Here is a 17,213-nt window from a genome sequence, read left to right on the forward strand (position 1 = left end):
GCCCTCAACCGTGCCCTCCACCGTGGCCTCCACCGGCCCACCCACCGTGCCATCGTGCGAGCGAACGGCACGCTTTCCGTCGTGCCGCGCCCGACCCTCGCACCGGGGCCCGGCGAGCTGAGCGTGGCGCCCCTGTACGCGGGCCTGTGCGGCACGGACATCCAGATGCTGCGCGGTCTACGTGACGACCCGGCGCCGGTGATCGGGCACGAGGGCATCGCACGGGTGACGGCGGCGGGGAAGGGCGTGCCGGAGAAGTTCGCGCCTGGCGCGCTCGTCGTGGTCAACCCGACGCACCCTGCCGATCCCGGGTTCCTGCTGGGACACACCACGGACGGCCTGCTGCAGGAGCGCACCCTGCTGCCCGCCACGGCGGTGTCCGGCGGCCTGGTGCTCGCCCTGCCGGAGAGCACCGACGTCACCGTGGCGGCGCTGCTGGAACCGCTGGCCGTGGTCCGGTACGCGCTGAGTGAGCTGAGCGCCTTCGACCCGGCGACGCTGCTCGTCGTGGGCGACGGCGTCATCGGGCACCTCACCGTACGGGCCGCCCGGCGCCTGCTCGGCAGGGACGTGCGGGTGGCGCTGGTTCACCACACCGAGCGGGGCAGGGCGTTCAGCGAGGCGAGCCCGCACCCCGCCGACCTGCTGCTCGACGGACTGTCCGGAGTGACGCCGGACGGGCCGGTCGCCGCGCTGCTGGCCACGCCGCGCGACGCGACGGTGGCGGCGCTGGAGTCGGTGCTCGCGGCCGGCGCGGACGTCGTCGACATCGTGGGCGGACTGCCGCCAGGCGCGTCGACACCGTCGCTGCCCGGCATCGACCTGACCGCCGTGCGGGCGGCGAACTGCGCGGGGCTGCCCGCCCCGGCACAGATCACGACGGCCGGACGGGTCCGGCTGTTCGGTCATCGCGGTGTCGCGAACCGGCATCTGCTGGACGCGGCGGCCGAACTCGCCGGCGACGCCGGCCACTACCGCGACCTGATCACCCATGAGACCGACCTCGACGGAGCGGCCCGCGTGATGCGGACACTGGCCGGCTCGCGCGAGCGCGTCGTCGAAGACCGGCGGCTGATCAAGCTGTCGGTGCGGATCGCTGAGGATGACCGATGACACTGTTGAGCGAACAACTGACCGGGCGGCTCGCCGGGCGACGCGTGATCGTGGTCGGCGGCTCGACCGGGATCGGACGCGGCATCGCCGACGCCTGGGCCGGCGCGGGCGCAGAGGTGGTGGTGTGCAGCCGCCGCCGTCCCTCCGACGCGCCGCACCTGCACTGGGAACGGATCGATCTCACCGAACCCGATCACGCCCGTGAGCGACTGGCCGAGCTGGGTGCGGGCCAGGTGGACGCGGCGTGTTTCTCCTCCGTCCACTACGGGACGAAGCGCGCCGCCTTCGGCGAGGTGCCGGAAGAGGAGTGGCAGGCCCAGCTCGACGTCAACGTGACCGGCCTGTGGCGCACACTGCACGCCCTGATGCCGTCCCTGCGCAAGGCTCGTCCGGGGCTCTTCCTGGGCGTCTCCTCTGAGGTCGCGTTCAACGCCGGACCGGGCAGATCGGGTTACGCGGCCTCGAAGGCGGCGGCGAAGGCGCTGCTGGACTCCGTGGCCCAGGAGATCGCCCAGGAGAAGGACCAGGAGAAGGACCGGGAGGACGAGGTCCGCATCGTGCAGGTGCTGCCGGCCGGGATGGTGGACACCCCCGGGATCCGCAGGCGCAGGCCCGAGGGCTTCGACTACAGCTCCTACATGAAACCGTCCTCCTTCGGCAGGCTGGCGGTCGAGCTGGCGGCGACCGCGGGGGACGGTCACCACGGCGACAGCCTCGTGGTCGACGGTGACGGCACATGGCGGTCGGCCTACGAGGCGGCGCCGGTTTCGCAGAGCAGGACGCCGGCATGAGCTGCCTGGTCGGACTGGCCGAGTGGCGGCTGCCCGCGTCCGGGGCCGAGGCCGTACGGCTGGCCGCCGCCGCGGGGGCGGACGGTGTGCAACTCGACCTCGGCGGACCTGGCCGGGGCGAGTGGGCCGACGCACCGGGCCGCGTCGACGCGCTGCGAGCCGAGGCCGAGGCCCGTGATGTGCGGCTGCTCGCGCTGGCCGGAAACCATTTCAACGACCTCGGCCTGATCGCCGAGCCCGGGGTCGTGCGCCCCGCGCTGGAACGTCTGCTCGACGCGGCGGTGGCGCTGGGCGTGCCGCTGGTGTTCGTGCCGAGCTTCCGGCGCAGCGCCATCGACGGACCGGACGCGTTCGCCCGCACCGCGGAGGTGCTGCGCTGGGCGGCGGACCAGGCCGAGGGGCGGGGTCTGGTGCTGGCCAACGAGAACGTGCTTCCCGCGGAGCGGGCCCGGGCGCTCGCCGAAGAGGTCGGCTCCCCCGCCTTCCGTCTCGTGCTGGACACGTTCAACCCGGTGAAGGCCGGGCTGCGCGCGGACGCGCTGGTCGCGCCGCTCGCCGGTCTGCTCGCCGACCAGGTCCATCTCAAGGACGGACCGCCCGATGCCGGCGCGACCCCGTTGCTCGGCTCGGGCGACGGCGGACTCGACGACACCGTCGACGCGCTGCGCGAGCACCTGGCCGTGCACGCGTTCGTGCTGGAGAACGACTACCGCGACGGAGACCGCGCCCGATTGGCCGTCGACCTCGCCTGGGCGCGGCAGCGCGCCGGGCGTTTCCCCGCGACCGAGGAAGGAGCATGACCGAGGCACGTACGCCGACATCCGTCGTCGCGGCGGCGCTGCTGTTCGACATGGACGGCACGCTCGTCGACTCCACCGCCGTCGTCGAACGCACCTGGAGATCCTTCGCCACCAGACACGGGCTGGACCTCGCGCGGATCCTCGCGGTGTCACACGGACGCCGCACCGAGGAGACCGTGGCCGAGTTCGCGCCGGCCGGTGTCGACGTCGAGGCGGAGGCCGCGCGTCTGAGCGCGCAGGAGGTCGCCGACACCGAGGGAATCATCGCGGTTCCCGGTGCGGCCACGCTGCTCGCCTCGCTGCCGGAGGGCAGCTGGGCCCTGGTGACCTCTGCCGGACGCGCGCTCGCCGAGGCCAGGATGGGCGCCGCCGGGCTGCCCGTACCGTCCGTGGTGATCAGCGCGGAAGACGTGACGGCGGGCAAGCCGAGCCCGGAGGGCTACCTGGCCGCGGCCGGGCGGCTGGCAGCGGCGCCGGAGCACACCGTCGTCTTCGAGGACGCGGAGGCGGGCCTGCTCGCCGCGCGCGCGTCCGGCGCACGCACCGTGGTGGTCGGCGCCTGCGCCGCGCCCGTCACCGAAGGACTGGACCGGGTCGCGGACCTGCGCGCCGTCTGGGTGGAGTGCGCGGCCGGCCGGCTGCGGGTGTCGTACCGCAATACGAATCGGGGACCTGTGAATGACTGAGGTGCTGGAAATGACTGAGGCAACCGGACTGTACGTCGAGCAGACCGTCTCATGGCTCGTCCGCACGCGAAAGGAGGTCAGCTACGAGGTTCGTTTCCGGGACGGCCTGTTACGGCCCGACCGCACCGACCTGCTGGAGGTCGGGTCGGACGTCGGGGGGAAGCTGCGGCGGTTCGTGGTCGTCGACCGCAACGTCGACAAGTTGCACGGGGAGAAGATCCACGCCTACTTCGAGCACCACGGCGTCGACTACGCCAAAGTGGTGGTGCAGGCGGACGAGACGGTCAAGGAGTTCGGCACCGCCGCGCGGATCGTCGAGGAGCTCGACGGCTTCGGCATCGCGCGCCGGCAGGAGCCTCTGATCGTCATCGGCGGTGGCGTGCTGATGGACATCGTCGGCCTGGTCGCGAGCCTCTACCGGCGCGGCACGCCGTTCGTACGGGTGCCGACCACGCTCATCGGGCTGGTGGACGCCGGTGTCGGCGCCAAGACCGGCGTGAACTTCAACGGCCACAAGAACAGGCTGGGCACGTACGCGCCCGCCGACCTCACCCTGCTGGACCGCTCGTTCCTGTGCACCCTGAATCGCAGGCACATCGGCAACGGGCTCGCGGAGATCCTGAAGGTCGCGCTGATCAAGGACTACGCGCTGTTCGAGCTACTGGAGGAGCATGGCCGGCTGCTGCTGGACGAGAAGTTCCAGGGCCTCACGCCGGCCGGTGACGAGACCGCGGTCACCGTGCTGCGCGCCGCCACCCACGACATGCTGGAGGAACTGCAGCCCAACCTCTGGGAGGCCGAGCTGGAGCGGTGTGTCGACTACGGGCACACCTTCAGCCCCACGGTGGAGATGCGGGCGCTGCCCGCGTTGCTGCACGGCGAGGCGGTCTGCGTGGACATGGCGCTGACCACCGTCATGGCCCACCGCCGCGGGCTGGTCAGCGAGGAGGAACGGGACCGCGTGCTGGCGGTCATGTCCGCGCTGGGACTGCCGAGGTGGCACCCCACACTCGACCCGGAGGTCCTGGCCCACGCGCTGGAGGACACCGTGCGGCACCGCGACGGACAGCAACGGCTGCCGCTGCCCGTCGGGATCGGCGACGTCACCTTCGTCAACGACGTCACCGAGGAGGAGCTCGCCGCCGCCGTCGCCGTGCAACGCGAACTGGACGACCGGTTGCCGAGCGCCACCGGGCCCTTCCCCTCGGCCGACGGCCACAACGGGCACACGCCGGCCGACTCGCAGGACCCCCGACGGTGGCTTGCGCTTCCTTCCGCCGGGCGTCCCGGCCAGTCCGGCGACGGCCGGTGACGCCACCGATTCGCGGCTCCCGCCGAACCGGCGGACGTACGTACCGGTTGACTCCGAAGTGGATGGAGAAACGATGTCAGAGAACCTGCGAGCCGACGTCGTCGTGGTCGGCGGCGGCGCCGCCGGTTGCGCACTGGCCGCCCGCCTCAGCGAGGACGAGCGTCGCTCGGTGCTGGTGCTCGAGGCCGGGCCGGACTACGGGCCCTACCAGGAGGGCCGGTGGCCGGCCGACCTGCTGGACTGCCGGACCCCCGCGCGCAGCCACGACTGGGACCGTGGAGGGCCGCCGTACACCTCGCGGGCCCGCGTTATCGGCGGTTCGTCGGTGAGCAACGCCTGCTGGATCACGGCCGGCGCCCCGGCCGACTACGACGCCTGGGCCGCGTACTCCGGCGGCGCGTGGGACTACGCCGCGCTGGCTCCGTACCTGGCCGAGGCCCTGCGCAGGCTGCGGGTGCGCGATCCTGCCGAGTCCGACCGCGGCACCTGGCACCGGGCGGTGCTGGCCGGGGCCGCACAACTCGGCCTGCCGCCGCTGGCCGACGTCAACGCCCCCGACGCGAGGGAAGGCGCGGGGTGGGTGCCGCTCAACGCGATCGGGCACACCCGCTGGAACGCCGCGTTCGCCTATCTCGACCCGGCCCGTGGCCGGCCGAACCTGTGGGTGGTCGCCGACGCCCCGGCCGTACGGCTGCTGGTGCGGGGCGAGCGCGCCACCGGTGTGGAGATCCTGCGGGGCGGGCGGGCCGAGACGGTCGAGGCCGGCACGGTGGTGCTCGCCTCGGGCGCCTACGGCAACCCGCCGCTGCTGATGCGCAGCGGCATCGGACCCGAGCGGGTGCTGCGCGAGCTGGGCGCGCCGGTGGCGCTGCCGCTTGCCGGGGTGGGGTCGAACCTGATCGACCACCCCAAGGTCGACCTCTCGCTGACCCCGGCGGATGCGCTCGTGCTGCCGGACCTCCACGTGTACATGGCCCAGACCGTGCTCAAGGTCCGCTCGGGCATGGCCGCCGACGAGTACTGGGACGTGCACATCGTGCCGACCGCCGGCGCCGGCGAGGACGAGCACGGCCGCTTCGTCGGCCCGCTCACGGTCACGCTGAACGTGTTCGTGTTGACGCCCCGATCCCGCGGCACCGTGCGGGCCCGGTCGCTGGACCCGCTGGCCCCGCCCCTCGTCGATCCCCGCTACTTCACCGACCCCGACGGCCACGACCGTCAGGTGGCTCTGGACGGCGTCGACCTGGCGCACAAGCTCGCCGAGACCACCCCGGTGAGCGAACTGGCGACGCTCATCCCGTGGTCGCCGGCCCGGCGGGAGGCGATCGCGGAGGCGGCGGGCACGTACTGGCATCCGGTCGGCACCTGCGCGATGGGACCGGCCGAGGACCCCGCCGCCGTGGCGGGCGCCGACGGGCGGGTGCACGGGTTGTCCAACGTGTACGTCGGGGACGCCTCACTGATGCCGGTGATCCCTCGGGCCAACACCAACCTGACCACGGTCGCGGTCGCGACCCGGCTGGCCGAATCGATCCGGTGAGGACCGGGTCGCCGGCACGGCACGCTCCTCGCCGAGTGCCGCGGCGCGGCGCTCGGCGGCGGCGTATCAGGGTCGGCGGAGCGCTCCGGCGTGGCTCGAAAGCAGAGGAAGGGGGAGACCGCGTGCGCTCGCAGCGGGTTTCCGTGTTCACCGTGTTCATCGTGTTCGTGCTCAACGGCGTCATCGCCGGCTCGTGGGCGCCGCGCATACCGACGCTCGCCGGGAAGATCCACGCGGAACCCGGGGTGCTCGGCATCGTCCTGCTCGGCGCCAGCGTCGGCCTGACCGTGGCCGCGTCGTTCGCGGGCCGGTTGTGCGCCCGCTTGGGCGCCCCCGCCATCGTGTTCGCGTCGGCCGTCAGCGCCGCGTGCGCGCTGCCCGTCCTCGCGCTCGTCACGACACCGCTGCAACTCGGCCTCGTCCTGGTGTGGATCGGCGCGTCCTTCGGCGTGTTCGACGTGTCGATGAACGTCGCCGCCGTGACCGTCATCCGCCGCGTCGAGCGGCCGCTGATGCCGGTCTTCCACGCCGGATTCAGCTTCGGCGGGCTGGCCGGCTCGCTGGGCGCCGCGTTCGCCGCCGGGCAGGGCGTCGGCCTGCTCCCGTACTTCGCCGTGGTGACCGTCGCCTCCCTGGCCGTCACCGTCGGCGTGATCCGCTTCGTGCCGCGCGAGGAGCCCGCGACCGGCGCCCAGGAGCGCGGCGGACCCGACCGCCGTATGCTGCGCCGCCCGGTGCTCTGGCTGCTCGGCAGCATCGCGTTCGTCTCCGCCATCGTCGAGGGCTCGAACGGCGACTGGTCGGCGTTGTTCGCGGTTCGCGAGCGAGGCATGTCCGAGGGAACCGGGGCGCTCGTGTTCTCCGTCTTCTCCGTCGCGATGGCGGTGGTCCGGTTGCTCGGTGAGCGGATCCAGCGCCGCTTCGGCCCGTTCGGGATCCTGGTCACCGGATCGCTGTTCGCCGGGATCGGCCTGCTGACGGCCGCGATCGTGCCGGTCGCCTGGCTCACCTACGCCGGGTACGCGATGGCCGGCGGGGGCGTCGGGCTGGTGTTCCCGATCGTGCTCGACCTCGCCGGCGCGGTCAGCCGGCGGAGCGACGGCAGCGGCGGCGAGCGGGAGATCGGGTTCGTCACGAGCATCGCCTACTCGGGCTTCCTCATCGGTCCGCCCGTGATCGGCGGCGTCGCGCAGCTGACGAACCTGTCGTTCGCCGTCGGCTTCATCGGGGTCGTCGCGATGCTGATCGTCCCGGCCTCGCTGGCCTCGGCCGCCGCGCGGCGGCGTGAGGAGCCGTCCGCCGGCGATCCGGACAGGCACGCGACCACGTTCAGGGCCGGCCTGTCGGTTCCGGCCGAAGACTGACCAAGGCCGATGTGCCTGGTGGGAAATGTGCTGTTACGGTAGGCCGCGGTGTGCCGGGAAGTCGGGTCGGCGACGTCGTCCCGTTGCCCGCACGGAGGTTCTCGGTGGTATCGCAGACGCCCCGCCAGGGTTTCGGGCCCAAGGGCTTCGCCTCGGTCGCCCACAGGCTCGTCGTGCCCGGCGCCGGCGTCGCCGCCGCCCGGCAGGTCTTCCGGCTCGTCGCGGCCACCATCGCCGCGTCGATCATGCCGCACGCCGCGGAGCGACCGGCATGAGACTGTTCTGGGCCATGGTGGCGCGTTTCCACCAGCCGGCGCAGGTCATCACGACCGTGTTCGGCGCGGCGGTCCTCCTGGGGACCGCCCTGCTGTCCAGCCCGCTCGCCACGGCCTCGGGCAAGCCCGCGGACTGGCTCACCGCCCTGTTCACCGCGACGTCGGCGGTGTGCGTGAACGGGCTGACGGTCGTCGACACGGCCACACACTGGTCGGCGTTCGGCGAGGTGGTCATCGCCGCCCTGATCCAGGTGGGCGGCCTCGGCATCATGACCCTGGCGACGGTCTTCACCCTGCTCGTCTCCCGCAGGCTGGGCCTGCGCGCCCGGTTGTCGGCCCAGGCCGAGACCAAGGTGCTCAACGGCAGCGACCTGCGGCGCGTGGTGGGCAAGGTCGTGGTGTTCAACCTGACCTGCGAGGCCGTCGTAGGAACCGTCCTCACGCTCAGGTTCGTGCTCGGGTACGGCGAGCCCGTCGGGCGCGGCCTGTACCTGGGCCTGTTCCACGCGGTCTCGTCGTTCAACAACGCCGGTTTCGCGCTGTGGCCCGACAGCCTGGTCAGGTTCGCCGGCGATCCCTGGGTCTGCCTGACCGTCGCGACGGCGGTGATCGTGGGCGGGCTCGGCTACCCCGTGGTGTTCGAGCTGCGCCGTTCCTGGCGCCGCCCCGGACGCTGGTCGCTGCTGACCCGCATCACGCTCACGGTCACCACCGTCCTGCTGGCCGGCGGCACCCTGGTCTTCCTCGTCACGGAGTGGACGAACCCCCGCACACTCGGCCCCATGGACGGCCAGGGCAAGCTGCTCGCCGCGTTCTTCACCGCCGTCATGCCGCGCAGCGCCGGGTTCAACAGCCTCGACATCACGCAGATGCATCCCTCCAGCTGGCTGATCACCGAGCTGCTGATGTTCGTCGGCGGCGGCAGCGCGGGCACCGCCGGCGGCATCAAGGTCACCACGCTGGGCCTGCTCACCTTCATCGTGTGGGCCGAGCTGCGCGGCGAGAGCCGGGTGAACATCGGCCACCGCCGCCTCACCGAGGCGGCGCAGCGGCAGGCGGTCTCGCTCACGGTGCTGAGCGTGGGCCTGGTCGCGCTCTTCACCTACGTCCTGCTGGTGCTGACGCCGCACTCCCTTGACCGGGTGCTCTTCGAGGTCGTCTCCGCGTTCGGCACGACCGGACTGTCCGCCGGCGTCGCCTCCGCCGTCTCCCCCGCCGCGCAGGTGCTGCTCACGCTGCTGATGTTCATCGGCCGGATCGGCCCGCTGACGCTGGGCTCCGCCCTGGCGCTCAAGGAGCGGACCCGCCGCTATGAATTACCGGAGGAGGACGTCATCGTTGGCTGACATGAGAAACGATCCCGTGGCGGTGATCGGTCTCGGCCGCTTCGGCACCGCGCTCGCCCTGGAGCTGGTGCGGCGCGGCACGGAGGTGCTCGCCATCGACCACCGCCCCAAGGTGGTGCAGAGCCTCGCGGGTCAGATCACCCACATCGCCACCGCCGACGCCACCGACCCCGAGGCGTTGCGCCAGCTCGGCCTGCCGGACTTCTACCGCGCGGTGTGCGCCATCGGCAGCGACCTGGAGGCGAGCATCCTCGCCTCGTCACTGCTGGTGGAAATGGAGATCGACGACATCTGGGCCAAGGCCGTCAGCCGGCAGCACGGCCGCATCCTCAGCCGGATCGGCGTCCAGCACGTGGTCTTCCCCGAGCACGACATGGGCGAGCGCGTGGCCCACCTGGTGAGCGGGCGGATGCTCGACTACATGGAGGTCGACGAGAACTTCGCCCTGGTCAAGACCCTCCCGCCCAAGGAGTACGTCGGTGTCCCCCTCGGCGAGTCCAGCCTGCGCCGCAAATTCGGGGTGACGGTGGTGGCGGTCAAGCGGCCGGGCGAGGAGTTCACCTACGCCACCGCCGAGACCGAACTCGGCTACGGCGACGTCATCATCGTGTCCGGCCGTACGGACCAGGTCGAACGCTTCGCGGAGCTGCCGTGACGGCGTGGGGGGAAGGCCGGATGTCTCGCTTTACCGGCCACCGCGTCACGAATTCGAGTAACGTCACTACTCGTAGTGATCAGATGGGGCGCGCCGCGACTTGACCGACCGGCCCGAAATGGCGCCATCCGTCGCGGACATTGGGGAGTGCCCCGTTCACAACGCGGGAAGGAGTAAAGCCATCAAAGGATTCATGTGCTGACGTGGGGGCCGGCTATGGAGTCGCGATGAGTTCCCAGAGCATCCTGCGTGCGTTGCCGTTCATCGCGATTTCCCTGGTCGTCGTCGTCGACCTGATCACCGGGCCCGGTGTGGGCTTCCTGCCGCTCCTCACCCTGGGCCCCGCCTTCGCCTCGGTGGCGGGCGGCGTGCGCCGCACGGCCCTGGTGGGGATGCTGGCCCTCGCCATCTGCATCCCCCTCGCCGTCTACGACGGTCTCCTCGGCAGGCCGCAGAACAACCTCACGATCGCGGCGATCGTCGGTGTCACCGCCGCGAGCATGATGGCAAGCAGGCTGCGGAACCGGCGGGAGCGCGAACTCGCCAACGTCCGCCTGGTCGCCGAGGCGGCCCAGCGGGTGCTCCTGCGCCCGGTCCCCCGCCGCGCCGGCGACCTGCGGGTGGCGCTCTCCTACACCTCCGCCGCCGCGGAGGCCCAGATCGGCGGCGACCTCTACGAGGTCGTGACCACCCCCGAGGGCGTACGGATCCTCATCGGCGACGTTCAGGGCAAGGGCCTGGAGGCGGTCGAGACCGCGGCGTGGGTGCTGGGCGCCTTCCGCGAGGCCGCCTACGACCAGTCCGAGCTCGCCGGCGTGGTCGAGCGCGTGGAGACCAGCCTGGCCCGGCACCTGAGCGGCGAGAAGTTCGTCACCGCCATTCTCGCGGAGGTCCACGACGGGGAGATCTCCCTGCTCAACTGCGGTCATCCCGCGCCTCTCGTGCTGCGGCGCGACGGCGGCGTCCACTTCGCGGAGCCGCAGGAGGAGGCCCTCCCGCTCGGGCTCGGCACGCTCGGCTCACCGCGCCCGAAGCCGCACCGGGTGCCGTTCGGCGACGGCGACCAGATCCTCTTCTACACCGACGGCGTGATCGAGGCCCGCGACCGGCAGGGCCGCTTCTACCCGCTCCCGGAGCGGGCGCATCTGCTGCGCGGCGCCGATCCGCAGGTGGCCCTCGACGAACTGCGCGCCGACCTGCTGCGCCACGTCGGCGGCCCCTTCCCCGACGACGCCGCCATGCTCCTGCTCCACCGTCATCCTGGATAAGCTCGGCATCCTAGGTAATCCCGGCACCCGGGCGAGCCTGGCGTCCCGGTTGAGGCCGGCACCCCCGGCGGAGCCGCGGCCCCTACTCGGGGTGCTCGCCCCTGGCGCGGTCGCGGAGCCTCCCCACCAGCGTGGCCGCGGCCTGACCGACCCTGCGGGGCACGGCGTGTGCCGGGCTGGCCGCGAAGCTCGACTCGTCCAGCATGTCCTTGACCATCTGCAGGGCGATGCGGTTGCGGTTCGGCGTGCCCTGCACCAGCGCCTCGGTGCCTGGCGGCGAGCACCGCCGCGACGGCGACGGCGGCTCCCGTGCCGCCGGCGACGACCGCCCGCAGGCCTCCGCGTCCGCCGGCTCCGTCTCCGGCGGCTGGTCAGCTCGTCGCGAAGGACGGCCAGGCGGCTCGGTTCCAGGCCGACCACCGGGATCCCGGCCTCGACGAGCGGGCCGACCGCGTCGAGCACCCGGCGCAGATAGCGCCACGCGAGCGTGAGCATCCCGTAGTCGTACAGCGGGCGGCCGCAGCACAGGGGGCCCTCGGGCACGATGACGTGGAACCCGGCGGACTCCAGGACGCCCACGGCCGCGACCCCCACCTCCGGCTGGAAGTGCTCGGTGAAGGTGTCCGGCCACAGCAGGACGGGCGGCCCGCCCGGGTTGCGCGGCGCGTGGCCGGCCATGACGCGGCGGAACGTGCGGGGTGCGAGGCGCGGCACGTCGCGCTCGGGCGCGATCCCGGCGGCCAGCTTGACCAGCCGCGCGAGCGCCGGCGCGTGGGTGACGGCGTTGGCCAGGCGCGGGACGCGCGAGGCCAGCCGGGCCCACACGTCGACGAGCCCCAGCGCGTACGCCTGCCGGGGGCGCAGGCCCCGGCGTGGTAGTGGTGCAGGAACTCGGCCTTGTAGGTGGCCATGTCCGCCTTCACCGGGCAGTCGCTCCTGCACCCCTTGCAGGCCAGGCAGAGGTCGAGGGCCTCGCGTACGGCCTCGCTGCGCCAGCGGTCCCCGACGGGGCCCAGCGTGGAGCGGCCGATGCCGAGGTGTTTGGCGATCGCTGTGACCGACTCCCCGCGGACGCGTGGTCAGTCGAAGACCTCAGTGACCCAGACCTTGACCCGCTGGCCGTTGCTGTCGACGACGAGATACCAATAGTCGTCGTAGGGCACCTCCAGGACGACGGGGCTGACGTCATAGAAGCCGCCGTAATACTCGTATTCGCCCCCGTCGAGATATGCCTGGTAGTGGTCGATGTCCATGAGGCAAACCCTGGCGGCTGAGCCACGCAGCTCCACCTCGAAGCAGGCGCCGCCTGCGCGGGATCCGAGGTCCCAGTAGAGATGCTCCACACGTTATTGGTAGCGGGTCACGCAATGAACAGGAACCCTGGTGCGGATCCGCGCTGGGCGTCGCTCGCGGACGGATGCATCGCCTACGAACCCCTGCCGCTCCCGCCGGGTCTTGCTTCCGACATGCCCAGCAGGGACAGTTAGACGCTCCCTTGAGGAGACTTCACCGCCTCGACATGATTCTTGATCATGGCCTGGGCGAGGGACGAGCGAGGGTACTCCGTTGGAGCCGGTGCCGGAGGAGGCGCCGATCAATCGGCCGCAGGATGATGGGCATCCGCGGTTGAAGGCGATGGCCACCAACGACCGGCTCCAGGAGCAACTGGAGCAGCGCTACGGCGAAGACGACCACCGCGCCCCGCTGCTGCTGATCGGGACGGTGGCCACCGTGGTTCTGGCCGCGGTGATAGTCGTGGCTGCGGTGCTGTGGCTTGTGCTCGGGCTCATCGGTGCCGTGGTCACAACCGCCGCGAGCGGGCTGGACAGGGTCGCTGCCTCCGATGTCTTGGCGGTCATCACCCGGCCGATCCGCGTACCTGAGCGGGCACGCGGCCGGGCCGCCGAGCGGCCCGGAGGCGCTGTGGCAGGTGTGGGCGCTGGCTGGGCCGTGCCTGTGGCTGCTGGGGCTGTTTCGCGGCTGGGCCCGCCTGGCTTGGATCCTGTACGGGGCGGCCACGGTGGGCATGGTCTACGCCGGGAGTCCTCCCACCGGGCAGGCCCTGGCCGGTGGGCTGACCGTGCTGGTGTGGGCGGTGCTGTCGCTGCCGGTCCTCGCCGGCGTCGGCCGTCGCCCCCGCACGGTCATCCAGGTGTCCGCCCCGGCCGGGGCGATCGAGAACGCCGTGGCGATGATGCGCGACCAGGTGAGCGAGCTGGAAAGCACCCTGGAGCGGATGGAGCGGGCCAGCGATGAGCTGGCCATCCGGCGGTCGTCGGCCGCCGACACGGACGACGATTGAGAAAGACCAGAGCGTGCGGCTACGGGATCCTCTCCGTCTGCGAGTGGCGTAAGAGCAGATCCTCCGCCCGTCTTGGGGGGCCTTCGGCTTGTGGCCTACCCCTCTACCGGATGTGTGGGGCCGTCGGCTTCCAGCGCCCGGTACAGGGTAGAGCGGCCGATGCCGAGGTGTTTGGCGATCGCGGTGACCGACTCCCCGCGGGCGCGGCGGGCTCAGGCGATGGCCAGCACGTCGGGGTTGACCATGGCGGGCCGGCCGCCTTTGCGGCCATGGGCGGCGGCCGCCGCCAAGCCGTCCAGGGTCCGCTCGCGGATCAGGTCGCGTTCCATCTCGGCCGCCATCGCCGCGACCAGGAACAGCATCTTGTCGGCCACGGTCTGCCCGCCCGGCCGGTGCAGACCGGCACAGATCCCCGTCAGGATGTGCAGGTTGATCCCGCGCGGGGCGAGCTCGTCTTCGAGGAAGACCAGCAGCTCCTTCACCGAGCGGGCGACGCGGTCGGGCTTGTAGACGACCAGCGTGTCCCCCGGCTTCATGCTCGCGACGGTCGCCTGCAGCTTCGGGCGGTCCTTGCGGGTGCTGGCGGTCTCCTCCACGATCTGGCGGCAGTCGGCGGCCGCCAGCGCCTCCATCTGCAACAGGTGGTCTTGAGCGCGGGCCCCCGCGCGGCAAACAAAGGCGCGCTCGGTGGAGGGTTGCGATCCGCGGCTTCAGATGGGAAGCGGTCTACCCGAAATACGGCGGCCTCGCCCTGCGGGTCGAGCACAACGTGGGTCGCCGAGATCCGCGCCGCCCGGGGCGGCGCGGATCTCTGCGTCGGCGACCTCGTCGGCAAGCAGGGTGTAGAGCTGGGTGGTCTCGGCGGAGGTGGAGCTGCGCACCCCGGGCCCGGTCAGGGACCTCCCCGACGGGGTGGCCCGCCCGCCGGGGCTGCGGCGCATCACCGAGCTCCTCATGATGGACCTGGTCAGCGGCGCTGGAAAGGATCGGTGATCTCCCGTAGCGACGCCAGACTCCGTTTCAGCTCACGCATCCGCGCCTTGCCCAGGTGCGCCTCCCAGTCCGCCTCGATGGCGTCGAGGACCGGGATGCCGATCTCGATGAGTTCCCGGCCCTTGGCGGTCACCTGGACCAGGCGGGCACGGGCATCGCTGGGGTCTGGGACCCGCTGGACGTACCCGGACCGTTCGAGCTGGTCGACGATGGACCCCACGGTCTGCTTGCTCACCTGCGCGGCCTCGGCCAGCTCGGCCAGGCGCGACCCTCCGGGGGCGATCCGCTGGAACACGCGCGCCTGGCTGATCGGGATGTCGTGCCCGTGCGCCTTCAACGCGGCCAGCACCGCGGTCTCCATGAACCGGTAGGGGACGAACAGCAGGAGCCCGAGGTTGAGATCGTCGTCAGCCATACCGCCATTCTTGCAGAAGTCCGAACTTCGGATTATTTTAGTCCGAGGTTCGGACTTTTAGGAGGCAGTGTTGGACGAGGAGTACTGGGCGGCGGTGCGCGGCCTGCGGCTGCGCGTCGCCGACCTGCTGGAGGCGCTGAGTCCAGCGGAGTGGGACACCTCGTCCTTGTGCCGCGGCTGGCGCGTGCGTGACGTCGCCGGACATCTCGCGATCATTCCCACCATCACCACCTGGGACCTGGTCGCCGCCACGCCGCGGGCGGGGTTCAACCCGCACCGGATCAACACGCTGATCGCCCGCCGCAACGGGTCACGTGACCGCGCCGACCTCGTCGCGCAGATCCGGCGGCATGCGGATGACCGGCGGACGGCCCGGGTGCTCGACGCGCGCGACTCCCTGTTCGACGTGATCGTGCACAGCCAGGACATCGCGCTGCCGCTCGGGCGCGACTTCCCCGTGCCCGCCGAGCACAGCCGCAGGGCGTTGCGGCGGGTGTGGGAGATGGGCTGGCCGTTCAATGCCTCGCGGAAGCTGGCCGGTGTGACCCTGCGGGCGACGGACACCGGCTGGAGCGAGGGCGCCGGGCCGGAGGTGGCGGGGCCGGCGCTGGCGCTCCTGCTGCTGGCCACCGGGCGTACCGCACCGGCCCTGGACAGCCTGCACGGCCCCGGAATCGCCACGCTCAAACCGGCTCAAGGAGGCGCATGATGCGTCGTTCACCCGTTCTCATCACCGGGCTCGTTCTCGGCATCGCGCTCGGCCTGCTCGATCTCGCCGGGCTGGCGGGACTGTTCGTCGAGCCCGCGCCGCCGCCCGCGCTGGTGATCGTCAGCGCGCTGCTGGGCGTGGTCACGCTCGTTGCCGTACCTGCCGCGTGGCGGGGAGGACGCCGGGCGGCCGCGGTCGTGACCGGCGCCCGGATCGCGTCCGCCCTGCTGGCGGTGCCGGCGTTCTTCGCCCCGGAGGCTCCGGGCTGGGCGAAGACCGCCGCGGCGGCGGCCATCGCGGTGACAGTCGTGGCCGTCGCCCTCATCTGGGCCGGTTCGCGTCGGCGGGTGGGTGCCGGCGTGACCACCCGTACGGCAAGCCTGCTGTGCGTCGCCGGGGCGATCCTGGGCATCGCCGGCGGCCTGGCCATGATCGTGGTTGCGCCGGAGGTCGGTCAGGACCGATTCAGCTATCCCTTCGACACACCCATGCACGTGATCACGCAGCTCGTCTTCGCCGTCAACCACGTGCTGCTGCTGGTCGCGGTGCTCGCCGTCGGGCGCGCGGCGATCGGCCCGAGCCGGGCGGGCAGGGCCGGCGTCCTCCTCGCCGCCGCCGGCATGATCGGGCTGACACTGTGCGAGCTCGGGGCGATGGCCCTCGCCGGCGCGCAGGTCGACGATTCCCGCGTGGACCTGCTCAACCTCGGGTACGGCGTCTCCAGCCTCGCCATCGGCGCCGGGCTGGTCCTGGCCGGTATCCCGGTCATCCGTTCCGGCCGGTGGCGGGGCTGGGCCCGCTACACCGTGCTGGCGTGCGGCCTGGCCCTCTTCGCGGTGGTGCTGCCGGCGATCTCCGGGCCGATGGTGGCCGGCCGGCTGGCCCTCATCGCCTGGATGGTGCTCTGGGCGGCCATGGGCGTCGCCCTGGCCCGCGATCCCGGCGCCGCCCGCCCCGCCGTCACGCCGGCCGCCGCCATGGGACGATGATGACCGTCGACCATGCTGTCAAGGACTCCACCCGCCCGAAGCCGGCCGCCTGGCTCGCCATGGGCGGCGTCTGCGGGCTGGCGTGGGCCTCGGGTCTGCGCGGCGTGATGGCCGTGTTCGCCGGTCCCGGCTCCACGTTCTCCTGGAGCGGGACCTTCGGCTGGATCGTCGTGCCCGGCGTGGCCGTCGGGATGCTGCTGGCCTGGGCCGACCACCTGAGGCGGACCGGCGGGCCACGCCGGGACCGGCTCCGGCACCGGCTCGCCCTCTCGCCCCTGCTGTTCTCGGCCGTGCTGTTCAGCGATCCGGCGGGGCTCGCCCAGCTCCTGAAGGACGGGATCGGTGGCGGCGCGCTGGCCATACCGCTGTTCGGCATCATGGGCGGGTACGCGCTGTCCACCAGGGGGCTGCTGTGGGCGCGGGTGCTGTGCCGGGTCGTGCTGCTCGCCCCGGTTCCCGCCGGGCTCGCCGCCCTGCTCCTCACCGGAGCCGCCATCGGACCGCGCGATGCGTGGATGTTCCTCTCCATCTACTCCTTCGTCCTGGTGCTGGGCATCGCCTGCGCGATCCCGCACCGGCCGCGATGAGTTCAGCGGGCCGGCATCGCCCCACCCCGGCCGCCTCGGGGTAGGCGGTGTTCTTGGCAGCCTGGTGG

At 72.2% G+C, this 17,213-nt stretch carries 21 protein-coding genes and 1 pseudogene; 17 read left to right on the forward strand and 5 right to left on the reverse strand.

The window, feature by feature from the left end; translation table 11 throughout:
- The first annotated feature begins 81 nt into the window (after positions 1-81).
- From IL992_RS36695 to IL992_RS36740, 11 genes are all read left to right on the forward strand, one after another.
- Positions 82-1,113 (forward strand): alcohol dehydrogenase catalytic domain-containing protein, encoded by a 1,032-nt coding sequence (locus IL992_RS36695; protein WP_193207916.1) that lies wholly within the window; start codon positions 82-84, stop codon positions 1,111-1,113.
- Positions 1,110-1,904 (forward strand): SDR family NAD(P)-dependent oxidoreductase, encoded by a 795-nt coding sequence (locus IL992_RS36700; RefSeq protein WP_193207917.1) that lies wholly within the window; start codon positions 1,110-1,112, stop codon positions 1,902-1,904. Before IL992_RS36695 ends, IL992_RS36700 begins: the two co-directional genes overlap by 4 nt.
- A complete protein-coding gene (locus IL992_RS36705; protein WP_193207918.1) occupies positions 1,901-2,704 on the forward strand; it encodes a sugar phosphate isomerase/epimerase family protein in 804 nt (267 codons plus the stop codon). Before IL992_RS36700 ends, IL992_RS36705 begins: the two co-directional genes overlap by 4 nt.
- Positions 2,701-3,390 (forward strand): HAD-IA family hydrolase, encoded by a 690-nt coding sequence (locus IL992_RS36710; protein WP_193207919.1) that lies wholly within the window; start codon positions 2,701-2,703, stop codon positions 3,388-3,390. Before IL992_RS36705 ends, IL992_RS36710 begins: the two co-directional genes overlap by 4 nt.
- 10 nt (positions 3,391-3,400) lie before the next feature.
- A complete protein-coding gene (locus tag IL992_RS36715; RefSeq protein WP_193207920.1) occupies positions 3,401-4,702 on the forward strand; it encodes a sedoheptulose 7-phosphate cyclase in 1,302 nt (433 codons plus the stop codon).
- Positions 4,703-4,775: 73 nt separating this feature from the next.
- Positions 4,776-6,242 carry a GMC family oxidoreductase gene (locus IL992_RS36720; protein WP_193207921.1) on the forward strand — a complete coding sequence of 489 codons (1,467 nt, stop codon included), beginning with the start codon at positions 4,776-4,778 and terminating at the stop codon, positions 6,240-6,242.
- 122 nt (positions 6,243-6,364) lie between these two features.
- Positions 6,365-7,606 carry an MFS transporter gene (locus tag IL992_RS36725; RefSeq protein ID WP_193207922.1) on the forward strand — a complete coding sequence of 414 codons (1,242 nt, stop codon included), beginning with the start codon at positions 6,365-6,367 and terminating at the stop codon, positions 7,604-7,606.
- 104 nt (positions 7,607-7,710) lie between these two features.
- Positions 7,711-7,881: a hypothetical protein gene (locus tag IL992_RS46965; protein WP_226874465.1), complete on the forward strand. Its 171-nt coding sequence runs from the start codon at positions 7,711-7,713 to the stop codon at positions 7,879-7,881.
- Positions 7,878-9,227: a TrkH family potassium uptake protein gene (locus IL992_RS36730; RefSeq protein ID WP_226874467.1), complete on the forward strand. Its 1,350-nt coding sequence runs from the start codon at positions 7,878-7,880 to the stop codon at positions 9,225-9,227. Before IL992_RS46965 ends, IL992_RS36730 begins: the two co-directional genes overlap by 4 nt.
- Position 9,228: 1 nt before the next feature.
- Complete coding sequence (locus IL992_RS36735) at positions 9,229-9,882, forward strand: potassium channel family protein (protein ID WP_226874468.1); 654 nt, start codon at positions 9,229-9,231, stop codon at positions 9,880-9,882.
- A gap of 227 nt (positions 9,883-10,109) precedes the next feature.
- Positions 10,110-11,150, forward strand: a complete 1,041-nt coding sequence (locus IL992_RS36740) for a PP2C family protein-serine/threonine phosphatase (RefSeq protein WP_193207924.1) — start codon at positions 10,110-10,112, stop codon at positions 11,148-11,150.
- Positions 11,151-11,232: 82 nt separating this feature from the next.
- Here IL992_RS36740 and IL992_RS36745 read toward each other — a convergent pair whose 3' ends face one another.
- Positions 11,233-11,406, reverse strand: a complete 174-nt coding sequence (locus tag IL992_RS36745; protein WP_193207925.1) for a hypothetical protein — start codon at positions 11,404-11,406, stop codon at positions 11,233-11,235.
- Between the two features lie 53 nt (positions 11,407-11,459).
- Here IL992_RS36745 and IL992_RS36750 point away from each other — a divergent pair, with 53 nt between their 5' ends.
- On the forward strand, positions 11,460-12,029 hold the full coding sequence (locus IL992_RS36750) for a hypothetical protein (protein WP_193207926.1): 570 nt from the start codon (positions 11,460-11,462) through the stop codon (positions 12,027-12,029).
- Between the two features lie 200 nt (positions 12,030-12,229).
- Here the strand turns inward: IL992_RS36750 and IL992_RS36755 are convergent, their stop codons facing one another.
- Entirely contained in the window at positions 12,230-12,493 is a 264-nt protein-coding gene (locus IL992_RS36755) for a DUF1883 domain-containing protein (protein ID WP_193207927.1), read from the reverse strand.
- Positions 12,494-12,993: 500 nt separating this feature from the next.
- Between IL992_RS36755 and IL992_RS36760 the strand changes: the two genes are divergently transcribed.
- Entirely contained in the window at positions 12,994-13,452 is a 459-nt protein-coding gene (locus IL992_RS36760; protein ID WP_193207928.1) for a hypothetical protein, read from the forward strand.
- A gap of 95 nt (positions 13,453-13,547) precedes the next feature.
- Here IL992_RS36760 and IL992_RS49125 read toward each other — a convergent pair.
- Together IL992_RS49125 and IL992_RS36765 are read right to left on the reverse strand one after the other, a co-directional pair.
- Positions 13,548-13,649 (reverse strand): annotated as a pseudogene (locus tag IL992_RS49125) (helix-turn-helix domain-containing protein); the annotation flags it as partial.
- A 15-nt stretch (positions 13,650-13,664) separates the two neighbouring features.
- Positions 13,665-14,090, reverse strand: coding sequence for a recombinase family protein (locus IL992_RS36765; protein ID WP_226874469.1), 426 nt, complete (start codon positions 14,088-14,090; stop codon positions 13,665-13,667).
- 214 nt (positions 14,091-14,304) lie between these two features.
- Between IL992_RS36765 and IL992_RS36770 the strand changes: the two genes are divergently transcribed.
- Complete coding sequence (locus IL992_RS36770; RefSeq protein WP_193207929.1) at positions 14,305-14,445, forward strand: hypothetical protein; 141 nt, start codon at positions 14,305-14,307, stop codon at positions 14,443-14,445.
- On the opposite strand, the gene IL992_RS36775 is transcribed toward IL992_RS36770, so the two are convergent.
- Positions 14,420-14,860: a MarR family winged helix-turn-helix transcriptional regulator gene (locus tag IL992_RS36775; protein WP_193207930.1), complete on the reverse strand. Its 441-nt coding sequence runs from the start codon at positions 14,858-14,860 to the stop codon at positions 14,420-14,422. The genes IL992_RS36770 and IL992_RS36775 overlap by 26 nt on opposite strands.
- A gap of 70 nt (positions 14,861-14,930) precedes the next feature.
- Here IL992_RS36775 and IL992_RS36780 point away from each other — a divergent pair, with 70 nt between their 5' ends.
- The 3 genes from IL992_RS36780 to IL992_RS36790 are packed head-to-tail and all read left to right on the forward strand — an operon-like array spanning position 14,931 to position 17,145.
- The gene (locus IL992_RS36780) at positions 14,931-15,569 is read left to right on the forward strand and encodes a maleylpyruvate isomerase family mycothiol-dependent enzyme (RefSeq protein WP_226874470.1); all 639 of its coding nucleotides are present in this window, start codon (positions 14,931-14,933) and stop codon (positions 15,567-15,569) included.
- Positions 15,566-16,558, forward strand: coding sequence for a hypothetical protein (locus tag IL992_RS36785; protein WP_193207932.1), 993 nt, complete (start codon positions 15,566-15,568; stop codon positions 16,556-16,558). Before IL992_RS36780 ends, IL992_RS36785 begins: the two co-directional genes overlap by 4 nt.
- Positions 16,555-17,145: a hypothetical protein gene (locus IL992_RS36790; protein WP_193207933.1), complete on the forward strand. Its 591-nt coding sequence runs from the start codon at positions 16,555-16,557 to the stop codon at positions 17,143-17,145. Before IL992_RS36785 ends, IL992_RS36790 begins: the two co-directional genes overlap by 4 nt.
- Positions 17,146-17,213 lie beyond the last annotated feature (68 nt).

The sequence above is a fragment of the Microbispora sitophila genome, from assembly GCF_014892245.1.
Classification (GTDB): Bacteria; Actinomycetota; Actinomycetes; order Streptosporangiales; family Streptosporangiaceae; genus Microbispora; species Microbispora siamensis.